Raw genomic sequence first — 21,250 nt, forward strand, 5'->3', positions numbered from 1 at the left:
CGCGCGCCGAAATCGATGCATTCAGGGAGGTTCAATGGCACTCGTCTCATGGAAGTCGACGTACAGGGCGGAAGCGGATTTTCTGGTGCTGGCTGGTCCGCTGGCCGGTGAAACGATCAGTGTGCGGTTCTTGACGGCCGACTTTTACGCAAAGGACTTTCGCGACAGTAAGACGGTCTGGCGCTGCGACTGGGAAACCTACGAGCGGGAAGTCATGACATCGGTCGGAAAAGTTAGGCGCAGGGGAGGACGCGACGTACCAGAGGAAATCGTTGCGGCCGTCAACGCGTATTTCGACGACTTCAGGAAGCTGGACATCGGGCTCCTCGCCTCGTTCCAGGGCGCGACCTACGATCCGCAACGTGGCTGGCTTGCACACTGACGCACTGACTAACGTTGTTGTGGCCACCGGACATTCCAGTCTGGTGGCCTTTTTCTTTTGCAACGCGCTCCTATGCTCGCGCCAGCTCAACAAAGCTCGTCGATTCGCCGCTCCATTCATTTTCGTCAATGGGCGCGGGCAGTGCGTCGAGCGCCGCGACGATCGGCTCGAGCGGAACGCCCGTGTCGTTGCGCGAGCCGAGGATGAGGCCGGTCCCACCGTATGGCGCATGCATTCCGGCCCACGATGGTTTGGCGAAGGAGAAGCCGTAGCGTTCGCCCCACGCAAGCCTCTCTTTGTCGACGAAGACTGTTTCCGCACTGTAGGGCTCATCCGTCACAAGATATCGTCCCTCGGCGTCCATCCAGATGTCGGTGTGGTCCTGACTGGGGATATGCAGTGCGCTCGGATGTCGGCCGTTCGGGTATGCCCGCCGGCGACCGGATGACGGGCGCAGCCTGGTTGCGTCGATGAACTGGAGCGTTCTGGCGGCCATGCAGACAACCGCACGGGCTTCAGCCTGATCGCGGTACGAATGCTGACGGCTAAGCACAGAGGTTCGATCACCTTGCTCCGTGGACGGCTCAGGCCGCATGCCTACAAGCCCGCGGGCGTCATCCAGTTGGCGTATCGCGATCAGGTCATTCCACCTCGCCGACAACTCAATCGTCAGCGATTCCCGCCCGCGGGTGCGAGACTCACGCTCGTACCAGTATGCGCAGAGAGTAAGCGGAAAGCGGCTCATCGCCCCATCACCTTGTCCGGTGCGGGGTAAGACGTTCTGCGCATGCCGGAAATTGTCGAAGCCGTATTCGCGAGACGCCTCGTTCAGCGCCTCGGAATGCTGGATTCCCTTCTCTTTCTTTATCGCCTTGGCGGCGCGTTTGATGGCTTCAATCGAAGCCGGGCGGCGTTTTGGTTGATGCATGGTTGGCTCTCCGGATTCTCACCACCGTCACCCGTCTACCAGCGTGAATCTGAAAAGTAACCTGCACTCGGTGCGATGTGCGTTACAGGCAGTGCCGATACAGCTTTGCTACGACGGGTGGCGGGCTCCTGCCAGAGCCAGCCGCAATTTTGGCATCAGGCGGCGATCAAGCGCAAGGTATTTGTGTGTCGGCATGCGCCCGTTCAACCTGGATAAAATCCTGCCTTCTGCTGGAGAATTTGAATTTCATGAGCAATATTCGAGAGCTTCGTGCGCAACTAGGTCATGTCAACCTGCTTCTCTCTGAGGCGAAAGAGCGGGAGAAGGCGGAGGCGCTTGCCGCCTTCAAGGAGCAGGTGGATTTATATGGGATCAGCGAAAAAGAAGTGCTCACCGCCCTGGGGTTCGCGAAGGGGCGCAAGGCCCGTGCACCCGCGAAATACTATGACCCGTCGAGTGGGAAGTCCTGGACCGGCCACGGTCCGCGCCCAAAGTGGCTGCAAGGGCGCAACCTCGACGACTTCCTGATCCGGGAACATCCGCCTCAGCCCTGGTGGCCCGAAAAGGTGTAGCCGCTTCAAAAGTTACACGTACCTGTTTTGCCTCTCCTGGATGCAAGTTCTATCCACTCAGGAGATTCAAAATGCAAGATACCCGTTTCATGCTGTTTTCGCCTTCCGAGGCAGCCAACACAGGCGCAGGATTCTGGTCATCCGAAGATGGCTGGTCGCAGTTCGACAGCGCGTCCGAGTTCGACGAGGTGGTACGTCATCGCATCCCCTTCCCCAAGAGCGCCCGGCGCGATGCTGGTTGGGTTTTGGTCGGCAGCATCCTTCATATGGCCTTGGCTCGAGACTTCTCGAAGCTGGACGCCGCGTCGAAGTTCGATCAGCTCGCGGATCGTTACGCCGACAAAGTGATCACCGGACGCTCTCATCTTTTCGATGCCCTCGAAATTCAGGGCGTTCGCGAGGACCATCAACCGGGCAATCCGTGGGGTAGCTGCATCGAGGTGAATAACGAAGACCCGCAGGTGTATTCGGTCTACGCGCATCAGATTCACAACGGTGAATTCGGCGGAGTGGAATGCATCGGCGACTTCGCCCAACATGCCGCCGCCGTGACGTTCGCTGCGGAGCTCCGTGCCGCGTATGGTTGGCCGGTGCACGACTACGTCCCCGAGACTTCGAGGACACCTCGCAAGGAGTGCTGGCTCGCCGGCGGACTTGGCTATCCCTCTCCGTTCACGCACGCGGCGATCGCCGCGCGCATCTGATCCCGGACGGAGAGGCACATGCGCCCAAACGATCGTGTTGTCTTCAACGCCGCGGTGATTCGTCGATGCCTGCATGACCCAGACGTCGTCAACTTCTCAGGTGAGATCGAGAAGCTTGAGGCTGGCGGAAAGCTCGCTGTCGTGAAGGTTGACGGTGGCGGCTCCAGAACGATCCCGGTTGCCAATCTCGCTCGCAGCACGAGGACACACGGGATCATCGACCCTACCAACTAGCAGCACTACGAGGCCGTCTCATCATCGAGACGGCCTTTTTCTTTTCCTCTTGCCTGTCACTCATCACCGTTCATACGGAAAACGCGGGCCGCAAGGCCTGACGACGACAATTTAACCACCCTGCGGGAAGCTTCCCGCAAGGGAGAGCACCGCGATTTCAGTGATGAGGATCTGGATAATGGAAAAGATCGAGGCTGCAATCAACGTAGTGCTTGACCTGATTCGGAAGGGCGCAACTTTCACCATGGCACTGTCCGGCGGGAAAGATTCGATGACAACCACGTTGCTCTGCATGGAGGCGATTCGCCGTGCCAAGCTCGAGGGCGTGCAGCAATCTACACACTATGTCACGAGCGCATCGACGGGGGTGGAGAACCCTGCGATGGAAAGCCACCTGCTGGACATTCATGACGAAATCACCGCGCACGCATGGAAGACAGCTCTGCCAATAGAGGTGAAGCTTGCTCACCCTTCGATCGCTTCTTCGTTCGTGGTTAGCACAATCGGTCGGGGGACTTTGCCGCGGTTCCCAGAGAACTCTAAGCACAGGTCATGCAGCGTCGATTGGAAGGTCAGGAGTCAGCAACGTTTGGCATCCGAGCTATTAAAGAGCGCGACTTCCAGAGGGCTCCACGAGCCTATTGCTGTCATCGGTACCAGGTTCAGTGAATCGAAAGTTCGGGCAGTCAAAATGTCGCGACGTGGCGAGTCATCCGTTGTTCCAGTGCGCGATGTGAATGGTCGGCTGTCGCTCTCGTTGATCGCTGAATGGGAGTTGCAGGACGTTTGGGATCTGCTGGAGCTGTTTCTGGACCCGACGACGGCGCCTTTCCCTACCTTCACGGACGGAGCGAGCATCTATCGACTTTTCGAGCTTTATCGCGAAGCGAATGAAGGCGCATGTGGGATCAATCTGGGCGACGGAGGCAACAAGGCTCCTTGTGGTCCCAGGTTTGGTTGCTGGGTGTGCACGATCGCTGGCCAGTCGGACAAGAGCATGGAATCTATGTTGAGAGAACCCAGGCACCAGTACATGCGAGGGCTCAACGATTTCCGCAACCTCCTGATGGCTACGCAATATGACCTAAGCAGACGGGAGTTGGTGGGAAGGCAGATCAGCGAGGCCGGGTATTTGCCCGTGCGCCCTGATGTCTACAGCCTGGGATTCAGGCGAGACCTCTTGGCGTATCTAATTACCCTGGACGTTCTCGAGGAGGAAAGGGCGGAACAGATGGACGCCGATATCTGTGCTGGCAGAGTGCCTGACACGCGCGAGAACCGGCGCCTAACGACGCCCCAGTTCGAAAACGTCTCGCTTGCACAGCTCGTCGCTGTTGACTTCCAATGGTCGATGCATCACTACGCCCCCCATGCTTTTCCTGCGGTCTCATTGTGGTACGAGATCAGAATCTTGGGGAGGCGGTTCCCGGTACCCAAACTGGAGACGTTTCCCAAGTCTCCGATCCCGGCAAAGCGGTGGTTTCCGGTTGGCAGTTTTGACCGCGACGCTCCGACCGACGGCCTGCGGGACTACAAGGCAGAGCAGTGGAACCCCTACCTTCACCCCGAACGTCCGCTGTCGCACCGCCAGGTGAACGGCGAGCGAACGGTGTGGTTCGAGGAGGAGGATGGGCTCGAGGTCGATGCAGAAAGAGCCTGTCAGTTCGTCACGTGCGAGTATGAATCGATGATGATCGAAAGCCGGCGACATTCGGCGATCGAATCAGCACGATTCTGGCTCAACGAGGAGATCGTGAAGCTTCCGTCTGGCATGGCGGCGCGGTATCAGCACATTGCCAAGCGGGGCCAGTACTTCGCGCATCTGACCGAGAGACTCAATTGCACGGCGGCAGAACTCGACGCGTATCTCGTGAAGCACTCGATCAGCGACGCGGAACACAGCAAACTGATCGGCGAGGCCCCGGAACCAGAAGTCATCCAGGGCGACCTGTTCTCGATGGCGGCCTGATGCCTGTCTAACCCACCAGCCCGGCTCTCCTTCGAGAAGCCGGGCTTTTTTACATGTTCAGCGCCATCACTACACCGCGGCATCACCCTGGCATACTTGAAGGGGCGGGTGGCAAGCCTTACTTACGGATGTGGTTCATTCCAGCTCGTTAAGCCAAAACCTAACCGAGAGGACAAGCAACATGACTGACGACCTGCAAGCCGATCGCGAGTATCAGGACGCGGACGGATACCGCATCGTAGTATCAAAAATGGGAGACGAGGTAGAGTTTTTCCCGCAGGGCGGTGGATTTCTGCACCGGATGAACCGGGCCGAGTTTGATCAGAAATTCTCGGTCGCGCAACCGGCGCCGTTCGCTCGCGTGAACGTCACGGGTGATTGGCTTGACGATGGGGTCTCGCTCCCGGCTTATAGCGACGGTCGTCGCTGGAACGGGTGGGCAATGCCGTACTTTACGCGGGAGGAGGCCACGCGGTTAGCGACGCTGATTGGTTGCATGCATTTCGATGCCGACCGCGATGCGTTCGTGGCGCGGCTCGAAGGCGACGACGAAGACTACGTGTTTGCATCCGTCCGGATTCACGTGGACGCGGCCGACATCGTTGCGTATCCGATCGGCGCCGGTTGCTGGTGCTGGGAGGATGCTGACGAGATGTAGTGCGCAGAAGAAACGTTCATAAAAAAGCCCCGAATAACCCGGGGCTTTTTTCACGGCAGGCTCTGCTAATTGGCTTCATCGAAATCTGTCCGGACCCGCTCCGACTGACCCAGGGCTGTCTCGATCTCACCCATGATGTTCATCACTACCTGTGCCATGGAGTCTTGCAGAGCCGGCATCACCACTTCAGAACCACCCCTTTCCGAAGGGTCCCGTTCGGATGCCGCCGGGAGGAATTTGATTCTCTTCGCGAGCGACTGTCCTGTACCGAGCCCGCGCATCTGGTCCGCCATCAGATCCCCATACTGCCTTCGAGCGGCGAAGTCATGGTGCCTGAACAGTCGGAGGGTTTCTACTTTGGCCGCGATCGCGGGCACGACGGCCATTTGCGCATCCTGCGTGACCAGTGTGACCGTCGCACACTCGTGAATCGCGAGCTCGCTCAGCATTTTCAGGAACCACAGCTCATGAGCGTACAACTGGACTTCGTCGGCGACGAGGAAGATCTCTCTGAGATCTGGCTTCTGGAACCCAAGGTCCTTGCAGGTTGCAGCGATTCGCGGTGTTTTAGCGGCAAACCCGTCCCACGTCAGCAGGCAGATATTCGAGATGCCCTTGGACATCGTTACTTCGCCGTCAGGGCTGACGACGCATTCTCTGCCCCCCATCGATTTGACCAGTTGCTGGTACTCGTTGAAGGGTGAAATTACCAATACCGGTCGCTGTGCCGCGACAGCTTCGACCAGCCGCCGCTTCGCATAGACGCTCTTCCCTGAACCAGCGGCCCCCGCGACGAGTTCCGACTGATTGGCGACGGGCGGCTCGTCGGCCGCGCGTGCAGCAAGCACATTCCAGTTTGCGCGGGGGATGCCTTCTTCTGCCGCGATCGCAATCAGGCGTTCGCTCGCGGAAAGACTTAACCCGAAGTTTTCGTAGAGATGTTTGGCGAGGCGCGACGCACGCACCTTATAGGATTCCAGACCCATGATTTCCTTCTGAACGGTGGCATTTCGAGTGCTCGCAATTGTCGACGCCGGTTCATATGGACTTGGGCATCAGAAAGCTTTACCACGCTGTTTTCACCACCTTGGAAACCAAGGGCGAGCGGCAGGAAACAGAAAACCCGTGAGCAAGTATATCAATACTTGCATCGTATGCCTACGCGTTATTAGCCGCCGCCACATACAGGGCGATGTAGCGCATATCCGGAGCGCCAGGGCTACCAAAAGGAGAAACGCTTTGAAAGTCGCACAGATTGGAACGGTAGGGGATCTTGCCGAGGTCCGCGCTACTCGGACTTATGCAGACGGGAGGAAGGACAATTTCGAGCTTGCTCTTGCGATCACACCGGACATGGTTCGATCTGGAGGGCGCTTCCACAACGGTGCAGCACTCACAGCACGAGGTGACCGGATCAGGTTGACCGACTTCGAACGTGAATTCATCGAATACAGCGTCAACGAGGGCGGAGTACTGGCGTCGAGCACAAGCGACGGCGTCGTCAGTCCGGCCGAGCCCGTTTTTCACTTCGCGGTCGTCACCATCGGTGGCCGCGAGGTGGAAGCTTCGGCTACTTGACCATGCAGAATAGGGACCACTTCATGGAACCGAATCAGGCCAGTAACCAGCCGGAAGGCGAAACGCAGGAAACCGCGGAGGATGACTTTCTCGCGGGTATCACGCCTCAGGAGAACGCCTGCCCGCTGGACGGCTCGTGCGAGAGTTGTCAGTAGAGACCGGCATCCTAACTTCCCATACCCCGTCGTCGCCAGATCAGGCGTCGACGGGGTTTTTCATTCTACGTTCGTGTGCGCCATCTCCACGGGCTAGGCGATCGCAAGTCCCCTATGCGCCCACTATCCCTTCAGGAGATCGAGTATGAACACGGTTGTTTCGCAAGCAGAAGAAACGGCATTCGTTGCCGCAAAAATTCCGATCGATCGCACGCAGATCGCTTCGGCCGCATTGCTTCACCTGGTCGAACTGGTCGAAGTGCTCCGCGCCCCCGACGGGCAACGCACGCTCTGGCAGCTTCTGGTGGATGCAGGCGCCGACATCGAACACATCGTCTATCGCGACGTTCCGGAAGAACTGCTGGGCAGCCGGGATGCGGCCCTTCAGTTCAAGGTCGATACCTCGAAGCTGAAAGGGTTCCTCGTCATCGAGGACAACCCGCTGGATCGCTGCTTTCGCCTACTCGTGCAATCCGAGGAGACAGGCTTCCTGAAAACCGTCGCAGACCGCGTCTTTCTCAAGAAGTTGCCGGAACGGATCGCCGCGCTGATCGACGACGGCACCCGCCGTTGGGATGACGCCGTTGGACACGCCATCCTCCAGGACTAACCCCATAAGCCCCATCGCGCTCATAGCCGATGGGGTTTTTCTTTGACTGTCACTCCTATCACCTTAGGTCAACCTGTGCCGCATAACCATGGGCCTAATCAACGACACGGAGATTTGTCATGAAATCCTTTGTATTGCATCAACCGACCAGCGGTCGACTCGTGGTTCGACACGCCGATTCGGGCCAGGTGCTGCTCGGCGTGTTGTGCCTGCCCGAAGCATTCGCGGTAGAAGAGGGCGCAGCCTACGTTCTTATGATGGCTGGCGGGCAGGTATCCGTTGTCGATCAAAAGATTGACAGTGGACTTCCCAGGGAAGTATCGGGCTTTGGCATCGACAGTTATCTCAGGCACGCATGCTGGCGGGCAACTTCGGTCCCAGGCACGCTTGTCGTACGTTTTCTGCGTGTCTTCGGCGAAACGGGGTATGTGGTGTTTGGCCCTTCGCAGAACTCGATCGTTGATGACCGCCTGTTCAACCGAAGTCACGCGTGGTTCGACGTGATCGATGGCGAACTTCGTTCCATCGACGCTCCCTTCGATGCGTGCGGCTCCGCCTGCTCCCAGCTCCTGAACTCGAACGTCGTTTGGCCAGACCCCTCTGGTACGTTGTACGCTCTTCCAACGCATCAGTCGGCATGGCGCCCGGTGTATCTGCAACATGCATTGCTGATGGCCAGTCTCGGCGCCGGCGAGATCACAGAGGAAACGTTCATCGAAACCGTACACGCCGATCCGCGGCTTTTCCATATCCGATCGCGGTCGATCGACAGGGAGTATGCGAAGTATCTCGCACGACTTCGCCAACTGGATGGGATTTGCGAGGCCGGGCCGAAAACGGCCGATCAGTATCAGCGGACGATAGAACTCGCACAGCAGGCCTTGCGCGACACCATGTCAGCCATGGCTTAAACGCATCAATCATGCCCCTATCGTTGCGACGACGGGGCATTTTCATTGCCGGATCGTCGCATTGCGTGTGCGTCATCTCCTGATCGCATCGTCAACCCTTCTCAGGAGATTCAAGTGAAAGTCATCGACACGCAACTCGGCCGTTCGGGTCAACAGGTTTTTTTCAGAAAGCTGATCGAACTCGCGGGGGCGCTCATGCTCATCGAGATCACGGTGGATTCGATCGATTATCAGAGCAAGGCCAAGATCAGTAAATGGAGTGGGGACACGTGGGAGCCGTGCTATTCGATCCAGCCCACTGACATGGATGTCGACTTCAAGCTCGCTTATGCGCGGGAGCCCTTGCGGGAAAAAGCGCTTGAGGGCATTACCTCTCGACTCATCGCCGTCGCCGAACAGATTGTCGCTCCGGCTACAACTCTCGTTAAGTATCTGGCGGAAGGATGTTCGGTGGATGGGCTGAGTGACGCCGAAAGGAAAACGCTCGGCCGCAACAGCGACGTATCGACAGCACGAGTGGAGCTCGCCAACGGTCGTTCCTTCATCGCGCAGGGCCCGTTCGAAATGGTCGATGGCATGTGGAAGGTCTGGACGCCTCTGGAGCCCGAGACATTCGCACTCGTTCAGCCGCAGCAGATCGCAACGATCGCTTTCTCGGAATAGGCCTAACGTCCGCCCTCAGCGCGCACATCTTCTCTTGTGCGACTGGGGGCTTTTTCATCTTCTCTTTCCCTGTTGGCCATCTCCAAGTCGCAAAGTCAATCCCATCAGGAGATCCCAACATGGTATCGCGAGCTTCGGCAGGAAACACCTACATCTACGTCCTCAACGGTTGCCGTTTCACGGACCTGCGAATTAATGGCCAATGGGTTACGCATCGCGTAGAACCCTTGCCTCTATAACCGATTCCAGCCTTCCAGTCAGGAATCCCAGACCCTCTTCTACGCCATGCGTGAGAAGAGGGTTTTTTCTTTTCGGCCGCTTTCACTGCCTGTGTTCGCCATACCTCGTCGTCAGGCCTTCGCAAGGGGTCTTTTCCTTCCTTTTCAGGAGATCTTCATGCCTCATTTCGTAAAAGCTGTCGACCGTCGGTCCCGCAAAGCCATGATCTCGTTCCTTGAGACGCATGAGCGCTACCACACTTTAAACGTGAACAGTCGAAGCACTTCGTACGCGCACTGCATCAAGTTTCATCGTCTCGGACTGACCAGTGAACAGGTCGATGCGGCCTACAAGCTGCTCGGCGTCGAGGACTACTGGGACCACATTGATGAGCCGATCGCCAATTTCACCAGGGCGATGCACGGAGACTACACGATCGGAACAAATGGGCGGAGCGGGGGCTTCCTGGTCGTGTACCACTCCCGATACGAGTCGACCGAACACAAGTCGTGGTGTCCGTCGTGTGGTCAACGCAACTTCAAGCGGGTTGCAAAACCGCTGGAAGGCGCAGAGGCCATCATCGGCGCCGAAATCCTCCGGAGCAATTCAGCATGGTTCGACAAGGTGTATCTTGGTCAGTCGGCCATTCAAGCTCTCACGCTCTCAGACGACGAAAAGCTGACGCTGATCGCCAGGCTGAAACGTGAGCTGAAGGACTGCACACTGGGGAATCGCTGCGGCCGGTGCGGTGCGGAAGGTGACCGAGGACGAGTTAATTTCGCCCAGTCGCCACGCCATCTCGTAACGTACTCCGGTCGCGCACTGGATCAGGACGAGGATTTTGCCGAATGGTCGATTGATCAGTTGCGTCGGCGTGTCGAACTTGTCACCGCTTTTGATCAAGCGTGTGACGAGATAAGGTCAGCGTTCATCGACTTGCTCGAGGAATACACGCCTGTCGAAAAGACCGTCATGGTCCCCAAGAAGGTCACGGTTCTTGAACCGCGGGCCTCCGCCTAAACCACCCAAGCCCACCTGACATTCCTGTCCGGTGGGCTTTTTATTTCTCAGGAACCACCAGATAAAAAATGCCCCGGAGCAAAACTCGCGGGGCATTTAGGTTGGTTAGGAAGAAACGACTTTCAGGTCATTCGCGAACGTGGCCGAGCGCCTTGCTGATGCCCGAAAGCGCGGGTGAGAGCCTGTTCCAGTCGTAGCCTCCTTCTGCTTCCGAAAGAACATTGATCTCGTGAACCGCAAGCATCGCTGCATGCTGCTCAGGAAAGAGCGTTGCAAACAGATCAGCGGGAGCACCGGCTAGCAGCGCAGAAAGCTGGTTGATCACCTCCTGAATCACGGCGTTCCCGTCGCGCATTTGCGAAAGGGATTGCAATCCCGCCGATAGCTCGCCCCGATGCTTCTCGAAGTTGTCCCCAAGCGGCACAGGGAGGTCGGGCTTCAGGAAAACCCTTTGCGGGAACTTTAGAAAGTGGGCATCACCTTCGAAATCCTGTGCGACGAAGGCGTCCCCGACCCAGCGACCAGCGGCGATGTTCTCTTCGTTGAAGCGCGTCGACATCTCCATCCCGGTCCGATCGAACCAGTCAAGAAACAGCACGTCAGTCCCGTCGATGCCAGCCGGCTCGGCGACCTGAACTTTCGCCAACGTGTCATTGATAAGAACGTGCTCGACGGACGCAGCCATTGCCAGGACTTGTGCCACAACTGCGGAAATTTGCTTGCTCATCGGTTATCTCCGTGGAAAGTTGAACGTGCGGCAGGAGATGCTTTCCAGGAAGACGTACGCATGAGGCCGATCTGCGTAGAAAGAAGATTACGGCGTCGGTCAACCGGCGCGTCGGTTTCGATCTGGCATTTTCAACATGGTTTTACTCCGGAGCACTATGGCGTCACGTCGCAAATGTGATTAGTATTTGAGCAACTCCAATGGCGCAGCTAACAGTCGGCGCTTTCCGTACCCACGACATATCCATGCCCCAGATGACACAGTCAAGTCTGTTCCCTACAGCGCCTTCAGAGTGGGAGGCCGATCCCATGAAGGCGTTCGAAAACTGGTTGCGGAGTCTACAAACCGGCCGACTGGGTTCGCCCGAGCTAGACACGTCCACGGCTGATATTTACAGGGTGCAATGGCGTAAGTTCGTGGATTTCTTGTCAGATCGACACGTACGTCTAAGCCGATTGAGCGCAGCAGACATCAGCCTGTTCCTTGAAGGGCTACCAGATAACAGAAGCCAGAGAGACCGATATAGAAAGCTGATCGAGCGCGCACTGACAGCGATGTATGACGGCAAGCCCCCTCGGGGCTTCCTGAATCCGGCAGCCGTTGCAATGAAGGAGGCCGGCGCAGCCTGGAAAGCGGTAGAAGGTAACCGCCCAACCGGTTTCCTGTCGCCGACGGAGCGGGAGATGCTCGTTGCGCATCTGGTGTCCCCGATCTCAGCTCCGGATCAGATGTCCAGATGGCGTGAGCTTCGGGACCGAACCATCGTAGCAACCTTTCTCGGAGCCGGGCTGAAGGTATCTGAGGCCGCGGGGCTGACTGTTAGCTGCATGCCGACCAAGGGTGAGCCGTGGCTGCAAGTCGACAAGAAAGAGTCTCGCTACTCACACAGGACGATGCCGGAGCCGTTTGCGGTGGGCCTGCTGCGACGCTGGTTTGCGGAGCGTACAAGCGGTCTGAACGAGGGTGGCACGCAGTCAACGACACTGTTTCCGGGTCAGGTGGACGGCGGCCCTATGCACTCTGTGACGATGTTGCGGATCACGGAAGCCATTGTCTGTGCGAGCGGGGTCGCCGACGTGCGGCCGGAGCGGGCCAGCCCTCAGACCATGCGCAACTCGTTCGTTGCTGGGATGTTCGAGTCCGGGGCGAGCACAGTCGCTGTAAGCGAGAGTCTCGGCTTCGCACTGATTACTGCGGAACGAATGAAGGTTGCATGGAGCAAGTGGAAGCAGGCTTCTGAGCGGCGGTAGTCGGCGCGGCGGTGGACGCCCACAAACCAAAAAGCCTGCCCTTTTTAAGGGGCAGGCCTCGTGGTCGCAAGTTCAACCTTTCGGTTGTTTCCCAACTTCAGGAGATCCGCCACAACGCCTGGCGAGCCAAGCATCGGAGGGATGGGGGAGCAGCGTCGCCGCTGCCATGTGAAAGATTAGACCAAATCCCCGACGTGGGCGCAAGCACCTTTACTCCGGGGTTAGCGAATGCGCGGCACCGCTAGAGTCAGCACAGCAATACTATGTCGGAAAACCGTTGCCGAGTAAAACTATGTCGAAAAAGCGGGATACGACCGTCCACGTATTTTCGACATAGTCTTGCTCCAAAACCCTTGCTATATGCGTACGCTTTAAGTATCTGATTGATACTGATAAAATATCAACACGATATCTTACCGACAAGGCTACTGCATGCGTCTGATCCTAATGCTGCTCGTCGCGGGCTGCGGCTATCACTTCGTCTCGAACGCCCTGGACGATCGCAATCCGACGGCTGCCGCGCCGGAATCGAAGGTTTCGTCAAACGGCGCATCGGTCGAGTCGATGCTGAACTGGGTTGATGCTGCGAAGACCTTCCTGGCAGGCGCGAAGACGCAGGCAAGTTCCATAGCCGATGAGGCGACCAGCGCGCTGCCGCGTGAGACCCAGTCCCGGCTTTCGCATGCCACGCAGACGGCATCTGACAAGTTACACCTTCGAGGCGCTGGCTGCGGCGAGCCCGACGCAACCGGTAACCTCCGTTATTGCTTCAATGAGCAGCGGTAAAGCACGTGCGCAACTCAGAACTTCTTCAAGTGACACTGAGGGCCCTAGTCGACGCGGACACCCCGTGTAGCCGTGAGTCATGCTCTTTGTTTTTCCGCCGTTGCTTGCCCTCCGACCGACGAAAAAAATCCCCCGCGCGTCGAGCCGGGGGATTCTGACTTTTACTTCAGTTCGTTCGTTCATCTATCTGCGCATTCACACACAGGCCTACGACAAGCAGCAACAAAATGGCATGGCGATTCAGCGCTGCGATGAGGCTGTTCAAACCGGCCGCATCGACAATCCCAGCTCGCGTCCGGGGATGCAAACACAAGACCGCCAAAACTACGAATGACCCTGGCATCGCAAGAAAGGTCGCGAGAGCAAGTTTTTTCATGGTGACTGTTCCGTTATCTTATTGAACGGATATGTTCCACGCACGAAAATAACCGCCGGCCCCTGCTGTCGACCAACCCACCCACCGATACAAGCGCCGGGAGCGGTTTCTTGTCCCGCGTGCGTCATCACCTCCTGCAAGACAACCTGACAGGAGAAACCGATGCATTTTCCCGACCTTACGCTGCCTCCGATCAACCTATGGAACGTTCCCAGGCGGCACGAGCCAATCACCGCTCGGACTGTTCCATCTACCGGCGCGCAGCACGCCGTTCGTCAGCATGTGAAGGGCGACTCCCATATCGCCGCTGAGATTCGCAGGCTGACGCGTTCGCGATGACCAATCCTTATATTTCACGCCCCGGATCTGAGCTTGTTCTGTTCGGGGCGTTGTTATTCCCGCCTGTTAACCATTCCAGCACGCAAGGACTTTTAACCCCGGAGCAGACGCTTCCGAACGCTCAACAACAGGAGAATGAAATATGCCAATCAATTCGCTTAGCGCCGCAGGAAAGAGTGCAACGGTCGCAGCCGCGGAAGTTCTCCGCGATCTCACTCGCAACACCAGCAAGGGCAGGGATGAACGACTTGAGGCCGTTATAGAAAAGGGACTGTCCGGCGATCCGTGGGCTTTTTGCGGATTGATCGACCAGCTAAGGGCCGTGCATCTCAACGCCTGTGGCAAGGTCAAATCGGCCGCAATGGATGCAATACGCAAGCTGGAGCCATCTTCTCTGGACACAGACGCCGAGATCCAGGCAGTCGGTATCGCGAACGTCACGAGTGTCGGCAACGAAAATGTCTACCTTGAAAAAAATGGCGTCTCCTACTACTTCAAGCCCGCGTGCAACGAGCGATTCCGCGAAGGCCTTCACGATTTTAGCCGCGAGGTCGTTTTCGGATGAACCCTTGTATGTGCAATGCGCTATACGCATTGCACATAGACCTAACCAGCAGTAGCCCCGGCGTGCACCCGGGGCTTTTTTCCGCCCTCGATCCACGCATCGACGAGTGCAGGTTGTGCAAGATTATTGGTTTCGGATCGATGGGTTTCTGCGGCTGAGATCAGAGCGCGGTAGTAACTCGCGTCTTCACCGTTCTCAAGGCTACAAAAGACTCTTCGTTCACACTCCTCGAAGCGGGCGGCTGTTATGTCTGCCCCAAGCTCCCAGCACATTGAGCCGAATCTGACCAGGGCGGCGCCGAGCGGTCGACCGCGCTCGCCGATTATCTCGACCCAGTCAATCTGACCGACGATTTCGTCGTCGTCGATCGCATCAGCCAGACTGCGCTCCCAGAGCGCCTCAATGTAGTCGATTGACATGACTGTCGTTGCCACGTCGGCGCGACAGGGAACCAGCTCGAGCTTCACCGTCACTCGGCGATTCCCATCGCCCACGCCGATCCATCCTCGCATGTGCACGGCCATGGCTGTCATTTTCCTCACCTTTGTCATCGTTGTTTTAATCAGCCGCGCTGCTCGAAGGGCTTGTTACAGTCGTTGCAGTTCGCGTTCAGGCCAGTGCTACTCCAGATATTCCGCCCACAGCCAGCGCATGAGTATTTCACCCGGTTGCTGCTGTTCGATCTGCCGCCCGACGAGCTTCCGGTGCCAACCACTCCCGCGATTTCGAGGCCATTTTCCATCGGTATTGGCGAAAAGACTGGAAGCTCGACAGACGCGCCATCTAGCTTGCTGCCTTCTTCCTCCGACTCTGGCTCACCCTCATCGATGTTGGACGACACTTCAATGCCACGGCTTCCCGTGGCCACAGCGAGTTTGGCAGGCACCGCCACTGTTCCAGCGTATGCGTAGTCTTTTCCGGAGAGCTGCGGATATCGATCAAACCAAATGATCCCGAACGAATGCGTCAGCAGTTCCTTGCACACCTTAATGAACGGTCCATCAGGCACGACGTAGTGGGACATCTTTTCGCCAACAGCTTTTCCGCCAGGACTACCAGTCGAGCTTGGCTGAAGACCGATCGACTGCATCTTGCTACTCCACTGCTTGTCGTGATAACAGCGGCGCGGTGGCGTCCCTGCGTATTCTCGCCACTGATGACATTGCTCGTGAGCCAAAGTCGACAAAACGTCCTCGACAGGGCGTGAACTAAACAGGGCCGGATTTAGGTTTATTTCGTCAGTGATATCGCTCGTTCGGTTCACGAAACGCTGCGGTGAAAAGTGACCGAACGACCGCCCGGTGCGATTCAACGTGATAAGGCACCCCCGCAACTCGCCATTGAAAAGGCGTTCATTGAAGAAGTCATAGGCGAACTGAAGCGCCTCATACGCTTCTTTCGTTGGTTTCAGCTCGCGCATCACCCGCGTCCCGTTAGTGATATCCACCCCGAAATTTTAAAATACAATGGACGTACACGCACGTGTTATGTATCTAAAAGCTTGACTATCGCTAACACGTACACGTAACATCCGGAACGGCACGTTCAATAACTGAGGGATTTCCATGAAGAAGTTTGCTGCTGCACTCCTGCTGGCTGGCCTGTCGGTCGCTGCATTCGCGTCGCCCGAAACGGACAGCGTTCTCGCGACGCTCAAGTCGAAGTATCCGAATACAAACTTCACGTCGATCGAGGCCTCGCCGCTGCCGGGCATCTACGAGCTGACGATGGGCAAAAACATTGCCTACTCGGACAAGGAAGGTCATTACTTCCTGTTCGGTAGCCTCTACGACATGGAAAAGCGTCAGGATCTGACCGCGCCGAAGCGCGAAGCGGCGAGCAAGATCGACGTGAGCAAGCTGCCGCTGAAAGACGCGATCGTGCGCGTGAAGGGCAAAGGCACGCGCAAGCTGTACCTCTTCACGGACCCCGACTGCCCGTTCTGCAAGGAACTCGAGCGCGATACCCTGCCGAAGCTCGACGACGTGACGATCTACACGTTCATGTTCCCCCTCGATTCGCTGCATCCGCAGGCACGCGCGAAATCGGAATCGATCTGGTGTCTGCCCGAGAAAGAGCGCGGTGCCGCCTGGGACAAGCTGCTGACCACCGGCACGCCGCCGGCATTGGCGAAGTGCGACAACCCGCTGGCAGAGCTGTCGTCGCTGGGTGACAGCCTCGGTGTCCGTGGCACGCCGACGATGTTCAGCGAAGACGGGCGCATCCTGCCGGGCGCGGCAGCGCCGGAGCGTATCGACGCATTCCTGAACGCAGGCAAGTAAGTAGGCGTGGCGCTTTGCCTCCGTTACGCCGAGAGACGGTGTGACGACAACAACCGCGGCCGGATCTACGGCTGCGGTTTCAGCGTTTGAAACGCTCAGGCCCAGCGCCTCGTTTCCGCTGCAACCGCTTAGCGCCATTACAGTGCAACGCCAATCGGAGCCGAAATGAAGTTGAAACGCATCATTCCATGCGTCGTCGGCCTTTCTCTGTCGTTGTTCGCATCCCTGTCGCCCGCCGAAGACCTCGGCAACTATGGCAATACCTGGAGCATCCAGGAGCAGGACGCGATCGACATGATCAAGGGTCGTCTGACCCAGATGGAGAAGAAGGGCCAGTTGAAGAAATTCTGGGAAGACTACAGGCAGAAGCAGCTCTCGAACCTGGAAAATCCCAAGCCGCTTCCGGGCATCACAACAGCCACCGGCCCACGTGTATGGACGTTCGATCCGACGTACACGTACCCGGACAACGTCAAGGACCATCTGGGCAATATCCTCGTACCCGCCGGTACGAAGATCAATCCGCTCGACTATACGGCGCTGTCGAAGTCGATCGTGTTCATCGACGGCCGCGACGAGCGGCAGGTCGCCTATGCGAAGAAGCGGATCGACGCGAATCCCCGCGATAAAGTCGTTCTCGTCGCCGGGTCGTTCCTGAAGCTCGACCGCGCGTGGCACAGACCGGTCTATTTCGATCAGCAAGGCATTCTCGTCCACCACTTCGGTATCAAGCGCGTGCCGGCCGTCCTCTCCCAGAAGGGGAAACTGTTGCAGATCGAGGAGTTCGCACCGTGAAGAAAATCCTTCTGGCCTTCAGTCTCGTCTTCGGCCTGTTCTTCACGGCGTCATCGGCAAACGCCGACGATCTCTGTCAGGGCAAATTTCCGAATCTGATCACCGATGTCTGCTGGTCCTGCGTGATGCCGATCAAGCTGTTCGGCAGCATGACTTTGCTCTCCAGCGGGCAGGAGGACTTCGACTCAGGCAGCGGCAAGGCATTCTGCTTCTGCCAGAACCCGCCCAAGGTCGGCATCCCTACGTCGTTCTGGGAATTCGACATGATGACCGACGTGACGGCCGTCCCCGGCTGTTTTCCGCTGCTCGGCGGGGTACGCGTCAGCACAGGCGTGAACGCAGATGCCTTCGGGCAGGTATCGGATGACCAGTCCGGGGAGATTGGCGAGACCCGCGCTTCGTTTATGCAGGTGAACCTTTACATCAATCCCGCAATGTACGTGCTCGGCGCAATCCTCGACGACACGTGCATGGACCAACGCGGCATCGACATCCCGTGGGTATCGTTTGCCGATCCTACCCACAACGATGACGAGCTGGCCGGCATCATCACGCCTTACGCGTTCCCATTCGGGGGGATGCTGGCAATCGGGGCGATGTCTGCGGACGCTGTGGCGGCCACCGCCGGATTTCCGCTGCAATCGATCTTCTGGGCGGCAGGCACTTACGGGCATATGTATCCGCTCACGGGCAACAACGAAGCGCACATGAGCAACGAGCAGAGCGCGCGACTTCAAACCACCCGGATACTCGCCAAGCTGCACGCGGCCGGCACCCAGTATTCGGCCTTTGGTGATGACGCGATGTGCGGCTACTACCCGCAGATCATCATGGACAAACGGCAGTACAAGTTCACGCGCCTGTACCCCATTCCGCAGACGGCGAAGATCAACGGCCGGTGTTGCGATCCGATCGGACGCTCCACCATTCTTACCCAAACGAACACTGAACTGCCCATGCCGGGCTGGAGGGATTTCGGATATGCGATTTTCCGCAAACGCGATTGTTGCGGCGGCGCTATTGCTGGCCAGTAGTGTGACCGCGATCTCGGCAGGCGCGCAGTCGCTGCAAATGCCGTCAGATGCGCAGATCCGCGCGCAGATGGCCAAGCAGCAACAGGATGCCTCCGCCGTCCTTGCCCAGAAGGTCGTGCCCGTGAAACCGGGCACGTTCAAGGCCGACGTGCCTGTGATCAAGGCTCCGCCACCGGTCAGGACGCAAAGCCTCGACGAGGTCATGCAGCAGTATGCCGAGGCGAAAAAGGGGCCGCAAATCAAGCGCGGTGCGAGCGACCTCATCATCTTCGTGTCGTTCTCGATGCCGAAAGAGGTGCTCACGGAACTCGCGCGGCAAGCGCGGGCGAGCGGGGCGGTGATGGTGGTTCGCGGGTTCAAGGATGGCTCACTGATGGAGACCAAACGTGCTGCACTCGAGGTGAACCGAGCTGGCGCCCCATGGGAAATTCACCCGGAGCTCTTCAAGGCATTCAAGGTGAAGACTGTGCCGACCTTTGTGGTGGCGAACGCTGAGGCCGAGTCCGTGCTCGACGACGGCTGCTCACCCGAGGCGAGCTATTCCTCAGTGTCGGGCGATATCTCCGTGGACGTGGCACTCGACACGATCCGACGGCGAGCCCAGCCTGCGATCGCCAAGATGGCTGAGAATCGGATCGCGATGATCCGTGCGCGCAACCAGCAGGGATCGTTGCACTGAGTGCCGCCAACGCCCCCGGTCCTGATGCCAGGGCAGGGGGAATTGTGCTTCCAAGGCGCCCATGGGGCCTACTCATTCAAGTGGAAAAACGAGGTACTCAATGTTGAAAAAACTCGCCTTTCTGGTCGCGGCTTCGACCCTCTCGATGGCCGCGGTTGCCGCAAGCACGACGGTGATCAAGTCACCCTTCTCGGGAATCGTGCCCGACTCATCCGTTCTGCCAGCAGTCAAGCAGATCAACGGCATTGACGGCGTCAAGGCTGGCGATGCGCGGTCCGCCTCTGCCGGCAAAGCCCTGGTCAATGTCACAGTATCCACGAAGACGACAACAGCGTTCGTCGAAGTCGTGCGCGAAGTGTCGCTCACGACCGGCGATGCGACGCTTACGCTGAGACCCGGTGCCAGAATTGCTCCGGCCGCTCGTCTCGTTGACGCGAACGGGAAGCTCTTCTATCTCGTGAAGACCGACCGGAACACGAGCTCGTTCTTCAAGACCAACCGGTTCTTCGCCGTGACGGAAGAAGGCGCGGTGCTGGACCATGCGTTCAGCGCCACCGGCGATACCTACGAGGCTCGCGAGACGGTATCAGTGACACCGGGCGACATGGTCGTTACGACGAAACTCACGACCGGGCCGGCGCTTTGCGGCCTGACCGCGGTCTATCTTGGCGGCAGTGAGGGGGTGGCCAAGTTTCGCGTCTTGCGCACGTCGAGCGATGGCCGCGTGACTGCGGAGCACGAACGCGCGTTCGCGAGCGATCTCAAGTTCATCAACCTGTCCGGCACGGACTTGACGATCGACAAAATCGACGCTGACGCGGTGCGAGTGAAGGTGCGTGGCCTGGATCAGCCGAGCTGTACGGGCACGATCTAGTTTCGGGTCGCAGCCACGCGCGAGGGGTACGACGCCCCGGCACCCGACGGTCCAGCAAAAGAAAAAGGCGGCACGGATGAAGTCCGTTGCCGCCTTTGTGCTATTTAGCGACTAGCGGCTCTGCCTCCGCGAGTTGCCTGAAAACATCAGCCAACTGGCTGAACACCGTTCGATCGCTGGGCAGCTCGATCAAGCACGTACCCAGTTTCCCACGCGACGTAATTGGCTGAACCTGAACAGCGCCAGCCGTCTCGCGTATCACCACGCCCGCCGATTTGAACGTCCCGTTGCGCCCCGTGAAAAGGCCCAGTTTCGGATACTTGACTGCCTGCTCGTTTGTCATTGCTTGCTCCTGTTTGAGTCGAGGGTGCGATTACCTTGCAGGAACGTTATGCGCCCCAGACTCACGTAAAAGAAAGGCCCGAATCCGATGGATTCGAGCCTTCACTGCATTAGTCATCGTCGCCCGAGAGATCCTCCGAGTCATGCGGCTCGATCTCTTTGCGACACGACGGACAGCGATCGTTGCATGCGCAACTCCACTTGTCGGTCCATTTTTCCCCGCACGTGCATTCGTAGTGGTTCAGGAACGTCATACGGCAGGCTCCTGTTCAGCGCTCTCCAGCTTGGAGCGGAGTGCATCCCATTCCTGTACGGTGACCCGCCGACGATGCTGCTCGTGCACCTCCCCGTTCACTACATGCCGATACTTCACGATGAAGAATCCGGGCGTGACGCTCGGCGTGCCTTCACATTCGTACAGGTTGAACCCGAAAGCATCGGTGCGCTTGGCCGTCACAACCTGCGACCGGAACATCCAGTTGCGAAATGCGATCAGAACCAGTTTGAGAAATTGCAGGAATTCCATGATCATCTCCGAGTTGATGCCAAGCCCTTGCGTTGGCTTGGTCTCAGGAGATGCGAATCAGGCAAGCTGAAA

At 58.0% G+C, this 21,250-nt stretch carries 28 protein-coding genes; 21 read left to right on the forward strand and 7 right to left on the reverse strand.

Annotation, left to right across the window (positions count from 1 at the left end):
- Positions 1-34: 34 nt before the first annotated feature.
- Positions 35-382 (forward strand): hypothetical protein, encoded by a 348-nt coding sequence (locus LDZ21_RS28290; RefSeq protein ID WP_244797509.1) that lies wholly within the window; start codon positions 35-37, stop codon positions 380-382.
- 70 nt (positions 383-452) lie between these two features.
- Here LDZ21_RS28290 and LDZ21_RS28295 read toward each other — a convergent pair whose 3' ends face one another.
- On the reverse strand, positions 453-1,310 hold the full coding sequence (locus LDZ21_RS28295; RefSeq protein WP_244797510.1) for a hypothetical protein: 858 nt from the start codon (positions 1,308-1,310) through the stop codon (positions 453-455).
- A gap of 248 nt (positions 1,311-1,558) precedes the next feature.
- Here LDZ21_RS28295 and LDZ21_RS28300 point away from each other — a divergent pair, with 248 nt between their 5' ends.
- From LDZ21_RS28300 to LDZ21_RS28320, 5 genes are all read left to right on the forward strand, one after another.
- Entirely contained in the window at positions 1,559-1,882 is a 324-nt protein-coding gene (locus LDZ21_RS28300) for an H-NS histone family protein (protein WP_244797511.1), read from the forward strand.
- Positions 1,883-1,953: 71 nt separating this feature from the next.
- On the forward strand, positions 1,954-2,586 hold the full coding sequence (locus LDZ21_RS28305; RefSeq protein ID WP_244797512.1) for a hypothetical protein: 633 nt from the start codon (positions 1,954-1,956) through the stop codon (positions 2,584-2,586).
- A gap of 18 nt (positions 2,587-2,604) precedes the next feature.
- The gene (locus LDZ21_RS28310) at positions 2,605-2,820 is read left to right on the forward strand and encodes a hypothetical protein (RefSeq protein WP_244797513.1); all 216 of its coding nucleotides are present in this window, start codon (positions 2,605-2,607) and stop codon (positions 2,818-2,820) included.
- Between the two features lie 163 nt (positions 2,821-2,983).
- On the forward strand, positions 2,984-4,789 hold the full coding sequence (locus LDZ21_RS28315) for an adenine nucleotide alpha hydrolase family protein (RefSeq protein WP_244797706.1): 1,806 nt from the start codon (positions 2,984-2,986) through the stop codon (positions 4,787-4,789).
- Positions 4,790-4,970: 181 nt separating this feature from the next.
- Entirely contained in the window at positions 4,971-5,447 is a 477-nt protein-coding gene (locus tag LDZ21_RS28320) for a hypothetical protein (protein ID WP_244797514.1), read from the forward strand.
- 65 nt (positions 5,448-5,512) lie between these two features.
- On the opposite strand, the gene LDZ21_RS28325 is transcribed toward LDZ21_RS28320, so the two are convergent.
- Positions 5,513-6,433 (reverse strand): hypothetical protein, encoded by a 921-nt coding sequence (locus tag LDZ21_RS28325; protein ID WP_244797515.1) that lies wholly within the window; start codon positions 6,431-6,433, stop codon positions 5,513-5,515.
- Positions 6,434-6,686: 253 nt separating this feature from the next.
- On the opposite strand from LDZ21_RS28325, the gene LDZ21_RS28330 reads away from it, so the two are divergent.
- From LDZ21_RS28330 to LDZ21_RS28350, 6 genes are all read left to right on the forward strand, one after another.
- Positions 6,687-7,025, forward strand: coding sequence for a hypothetical protein (locus tag LDZ21_RS28330; protein WP_244797516.1), 339 nt, complete (start codon positions 6,687-6,689; stop codon positions 7,023-7,025).
- A 23-nt stretch (positions 7,026-7,048) separates the two neighbouring features.
- On the forward strand, positions 7,049-7,180 hold the full coding sequence (locus LDZ21_RS31235) for a hypothetical protein (RefSeq protein WP_280519447.1): 132 nt from the start codon (positions 7,049-7,051) through the stop codon (positions 7,178-7,180).
- 145 nt (positions 7,181-7,325) lie between these two features.
- Positions 7,326-7,790, forward strand: a complete 465-nt coding sequence (locus LDZ21_RS28335; RefSeq protein WP_244797517.1) for a hypothetical protein — start codon at positions 7,326-7,328, stop codon at positions 7,788-7,790.
- 119 nt (positions 7,791-7,909) lie between these two features.
- Positions 7,910-8,701 (forward strand): hypothetical protein, encoded by a 792-nt coding sequence (locus LDZ21_RS28340; RefSeq protein ID WP_244797518.1) that lies wholly within the window; start codon positions 7,910-7,912, stop codon positions 8,699-8,701.
- A 114-nt stretch (positions 8,702-8,815) separates the two neighbouring features.
- Entirely contained in the window at positions 8,816-9,364 is a 549-nt protein-coding gene (locus LDZ21_RS28345; protein ID WP_244797519.1) for a hypothetical protein, read from the forward strand.
- A gap of 396 nt (positions 9,365-9,760) precedes the next feature.
- On the forward strand, positions 9,761-10,603 hold the full coding sequence (locus LDZ21_RS28350) for a cysteine protease (RefSeq protein WP_244797520.1): 843 nt from the start codon (positions 9,761-9,763) through the stop codon (positions 10,601-10,603).
- A 127-nt stretch (positions 10,604-10,730) separates the two neighbouring features.
- Here LDZ21_RS28350 and LDZ21_RS28355 read toward each other — a convergent pair whose 3' ends face one another.
- On the reverse strand, positions 10,731-11,330 hold the full coding sequence (locus LDZ21_RS28355) for a hypothetical protein (RefSeq protein WP_244797521.1): 600 nt from the start codon (positions 11,328-11,330) through the stop codon (positions 10,731-10,733).
- A gap of 308 nt (positions 11,331-11,638) precedes the next feature.
- Here LDZ21_RS28355 and LDZ21_RS28360 point away from each other — a divergent pair, with 308 nt between their 5' ends.
- From LDZ21_RS28360 to LDZ21_RS28375, 4 genes are all read left to right on the forward strand, one after another.
- Positions 11,639-12,580 carry a tyrosine-type recombinase/integrase gene (locus tag LDZ21_RS28360; RefSeq protein WP_244797522.1) on the forward strand — a complete coding sequence of 314 codons (942 nt, stop codon included), beginning with the start codon at positions 11,639-11,641 and terminating at the stop codon, positions 12,578-12,580.
- 447 nt (positions 12,581-13,027) lie between these two features.
- Positions 13,028-13,366 (forward strand): hypothetical protein, encoded by a 339-nt coding sequence (locus LDZ21_RS28365; RefSeq protein WP_244797523.1) that lies wholly within the window; start codon positions 13,028-13,030, stop codon positions 13,364-13,366.
- A gap of 79 nt (positions 13,367-13,445) precedes the next feature.
- Positions 13,446-13,700, forward strand: coding sequence for a hypothetical protein (locus LDZ21_RS28370; RefSeq protein ID WP_244797524.1), 255 nt, complete (start codon positions 13,446-13,448; stop codon positions 13,698-13,700).
- Between the two features lie 523 nt (positions 13,701-14,223).
- Positions 14,224-14,646: a hypothetical protein gene (locus tag LDZ21_RS28375; protein ID WP_244797525.1), complete on the forward strand. Its 423-nt coding sequence runs from the start codon at positions 14,224-14,226 to the stop codon at positions 14,644-14,646.
- 41 nt (positions 14,647-14,687) lie between these two features.
- Here LDZ21_RS28375 and LDZ21_RS28380 read toward each other — a convergent pair whose 3' ends face one another.
- Positions 14,688-15,179, reverse strand: a complete 492-nt coding sequence (locus tag LDZ21_RS28380) for a hypothetical protein (protein WP_244797526.1) — start codon at positions 15,177-15,179, stop codon at positions 14,688-14,690.
- A 29-nt stretch (positions 15,180-15,208) separates the two neighbouring features.
- Positions 15,209-16,066: a SprT-like domain-containing protein gene (locus LDZ21_RS28385; RefSeq protein WP_244797527.1), complete on the reverse strand. Its 858-nt coding sequence runs from the start codon at positions 16,064-16,066 to the stop codon at positions 15,209-15,211.
- Between the two features lie 145 nt (positions 16,067-16,211).
- On the opposite strand from LDZ21_RS28385, the gene LDZ21_RS28390 reads away from it, so the two are divergent.
- The 5 genes from LDZ21_RS28390 to LDZ21_RS28410 all read left to right on the forward strand — a co-directional run bounded on the left by LDZ21_RS28390 (position 16,212) and on the right by LDZ21_RS28410 (position 20,310).
- Positions 16,212-16,928 carry a DsbC family protein gene (locus LDZ21_RS28390; protein WP_244797528.1) on the forward strand — a complete coding sequence of 239 codons (717 nt, stop codon included), beginning with the start codon at positions 16,212-16,214 and terminating at the stop codon, positions 16,926-16,928.
- 165 nt (positions 16,929-17,093) lie between these two features.
- Entirely contained in the window at positions 17,094-17,723 is a 630-nt protein-coding gene (gene traW, locus LDZ21_RS28395) for a type-F conjugative transfer system protein TraW (RefSeq protein WP_011876026.1), read from the forward strand.
- Positions 17,720-18,757 (forward strand): TraU family protein, encoded by a 1,038-nt coding sequence (locus tag LDZ21_RS28400; protein ID WP_011876027.1) that lies wholly within the window; start codon positions 17,720-17,722, stop codon positions 18,755-18,757. The genes traW and LDZ21_RS28400 overlap by 4 nt, the downstream gene beginning before the upstream one ends.
- Entirely contained in the window at positions 18,705-19,436 is a 732-nt protein-coding gene (gene trbC / locus LDZ21_RS28405) for a type-F conjugative transfer system pilin assembly protein TrbC (protein ID WP_244797529.1), read from the forward strand. The genes LDZ21_RS28400 and trbC overlap by 53 nt, the downstream gene beginning before the upstream one ends.
- Before the next feature lie 61 nt (positions 19,437-19,497).
- On the forward strand, positions 19,498-20,310 hold the full coding sequence (locus tag LDZ21_RS28410) for a hypothetical protein (RefSeq protein ID WP_244797530.1): 813 nt from the start codon (positions 19,498-19,500) through the stop codon (positions 20,308-20,310).
- 100 nt (positions 20,311-20,410) lie between these two features.
- On the opposite strand, the gene LDZ21_RS28415 is transcribed toward LDZ21_RS28410, so the two are convergent.
- Entirely contained in the window at positions 20,411-20,653 is a 243-nt protein-coding gene (locus LDZ21_RS28415) for a hypothetical protein (protein WP_014194380.1), read from the reverse strand.
- Between the two features lie 249 nt (positions 20,654-20,902).
- Positions 20,903-21,178, reverse strand: a complete 276-nt coding sequence (locus LDZ21_RS28420; RefSeq protein WP_011876030.1) for a hypothetical protein — start codon at positions 21,176-21,178, stop codon at positions 20,903-20,905.
- Positions 21,179-21,250 lie beyond the last annotated feature (72 nt).

Source organism: Caballeronia grimmiae (assembly GCF_022879615.1).
Lineage (GTDB): Bacteria > Pseudomonadota > Gammaproteobacteria > Burkholderiales > Burkholderiaceae > Caballeronia > Caballeronia grimmiae.

Bases quoted from the DNA above. Each gene is read 5' to 3' on its own strand.
- LDZ21_RS28420 (WP_011876030.1), bottom strand. From the start codon at position 21,178: ATGGAATTCCTGCAATTTCTCAAACTGGTTCTGATCGCATTTCGCAAC.
- LDZ21_RS28340 (WP_244797518.1), top strand. From the start codon at position 7,910: ATGAAATCCTTTGTATTGCATCAACCGACCAGCGGTCGACTCGTGGTT.
- LDZ21_RS28350 (WP_244797520.1), top strand. From the start codon at position 9,761: ATGCCTCATTTCGTAAAAGCTGTCGACCGTCGGTCCCGCAAAGCCATG.
- LDZ21_RS28305 (WP_244797512.1), top strand. From the start codon at position 1,954: ATGCAAGATACCCGTTTCATGCTGTTTTCGCCTTCCGAGGCAGCCAAC.
- LDZ21_RS28370 (WP_244797524.1), top strand. From the start codon at position 13,446: ATGCTCTTTGTTTTTCCGCCGTTGCTTGCCCTCCGACCGACGAAAAAA.
- LDZ21_RS28300 (WP_244797511.1), top strand. From the start codon at position 1,559: ATGAGCAATATTCGAGAGCTTCGTGCGCAACTAGGTCATGTCAACCTG.
- LDZ21_RS28315 (WP_244797706.1), top strand. From the start codon at position 2,984: ATGAGGATCTGGATAATGGAAAAGATCGAGGCTGCAATCAACGTAGTG.
- LDZ21_RS28365 (WP_244797523.1), top strand. From the start codon at position 13,028: ATGCTGCTCGTCGCGGGCTGCGGCTATCACTTCGTCTCGAACGCCCTG.
- LDZ21_RS28415 (WP_014194380.1), bottom strand. From the start codon at position 20,653: ATGACAAACGAGCAGGCAGTCAAGTATCCGAAACTGGGCCTTTTCACG.
- LDZ21_RS28325 (WP_244797515.1), bottom strand. From the start codon at position 6,433: ATGGGTCTGGAATCCTATAAGGTGCGTGCGTCGCGCCTCGCCAAACAT.
- LDZ21_RS28385 (WP_244797527.1), bottom strand. From the start codon at position 16,066: ATGCGCGAGCTGAAACCAACGAAAGAAGCGTATGAGGCGCTTCAGTTC.
- LDZ21_RS28360 (WP_244797522.1), top strand. From the start codon at position 11,639: ATGAAGGCGTTCGAAAACTGGTTGCGGAGTCTACAAACCGGCCGACTG.
- LDZ21_RS28375 (WP_244797525.1), top strand. From the start codon at position 14,224: ATGCCAATCAATTCGCTTAGCGCCGCAGGAAAGAGTGCAACGGTCGCA.
- LDZ21_RS28380 (WP_244797526.1), bottom strand. From the start codon at position 15,179: ATGACAGCCATGGCCGTGCACATGCGAGGATGGATCGGCGTGGGCGAT.
- LDZ21_RS28290 (WP_244797509.1), top strand. From the start codon at position 35: ATGGCACTCGTCTCATGGAAGTCGACGTACAGGGCGGAAGCGGATTTT.
- LDZ21_RS28355 (WP_244797521.1), bottom strand. From the start codon at position 11,330: ATGAGCAAGCAAATTTCCGCAGTTGTGGCACAAGTCCTGGCAATGGCT.
- LDZ21_RS31235 (WP_280519447.1), top strand. From the start codon at position 7,049: ATGGAACCGAATCAGGCCAGTAACCAGCCGGAAGGCGAAACGCAGGAA.
- LDZ21_RS28295 (WP_244797510.1), bottom strand. From the start codon at position 1,310: ATGCATCAACCAAAACGCCGCCCGGCTTCGATTGAAGCCATCAAACGC.
- trbC (WP_244797529.1), top strand. From the start codon at position 18,705: ATGCGATTTTCCGCAAACGCGATTGTTGCGGCGGCGCTATTGCTGGCC.
- LDZ21_RS28310 (WP_244797513.1), top strand. From the start codon at position 2,605: ATGCGCCCAAACGATCGTGTTGTCTTCAACGCCGCGGTGATTCGTCGA.
- LDZ21_RS28410 (WP_244797530.1), top strand. From the start codon at position 19,498: ATGGGGCCTACTCATTCAAGTGGAAAAACGAGGTACTCAATGTTGAAA.
- LDZ21_RS28390 (WP_244797528.1), top strand. From the start codon at position 16,212: ATGAAGAAGTTTGCTGCTGCACTCCTGCTGGCTGGCCTGTCGGTCGCT.
- LDZ21_RS28335 (WP_244797517.1), top strand. From the start codon at position 7,326: ATGAACACGGTTGTTTCGCAAGCAGAAGAAACGGCATTCGTTGCCGCA.
- traW (WP_011876026.1), top strand. From the start codon at position 17,094: ATGAAGTTGAAACGCATCATTCCATGCGTCGTCGGCCTTTCTCTGTCG.
- LDZ21_RS28320 (WP_244797514.1), top strand. From the start codon at position 4,971: ATGACTGACGACCTGCAAGCCGATCGCGAGTATCAGGACGCGGACGGA.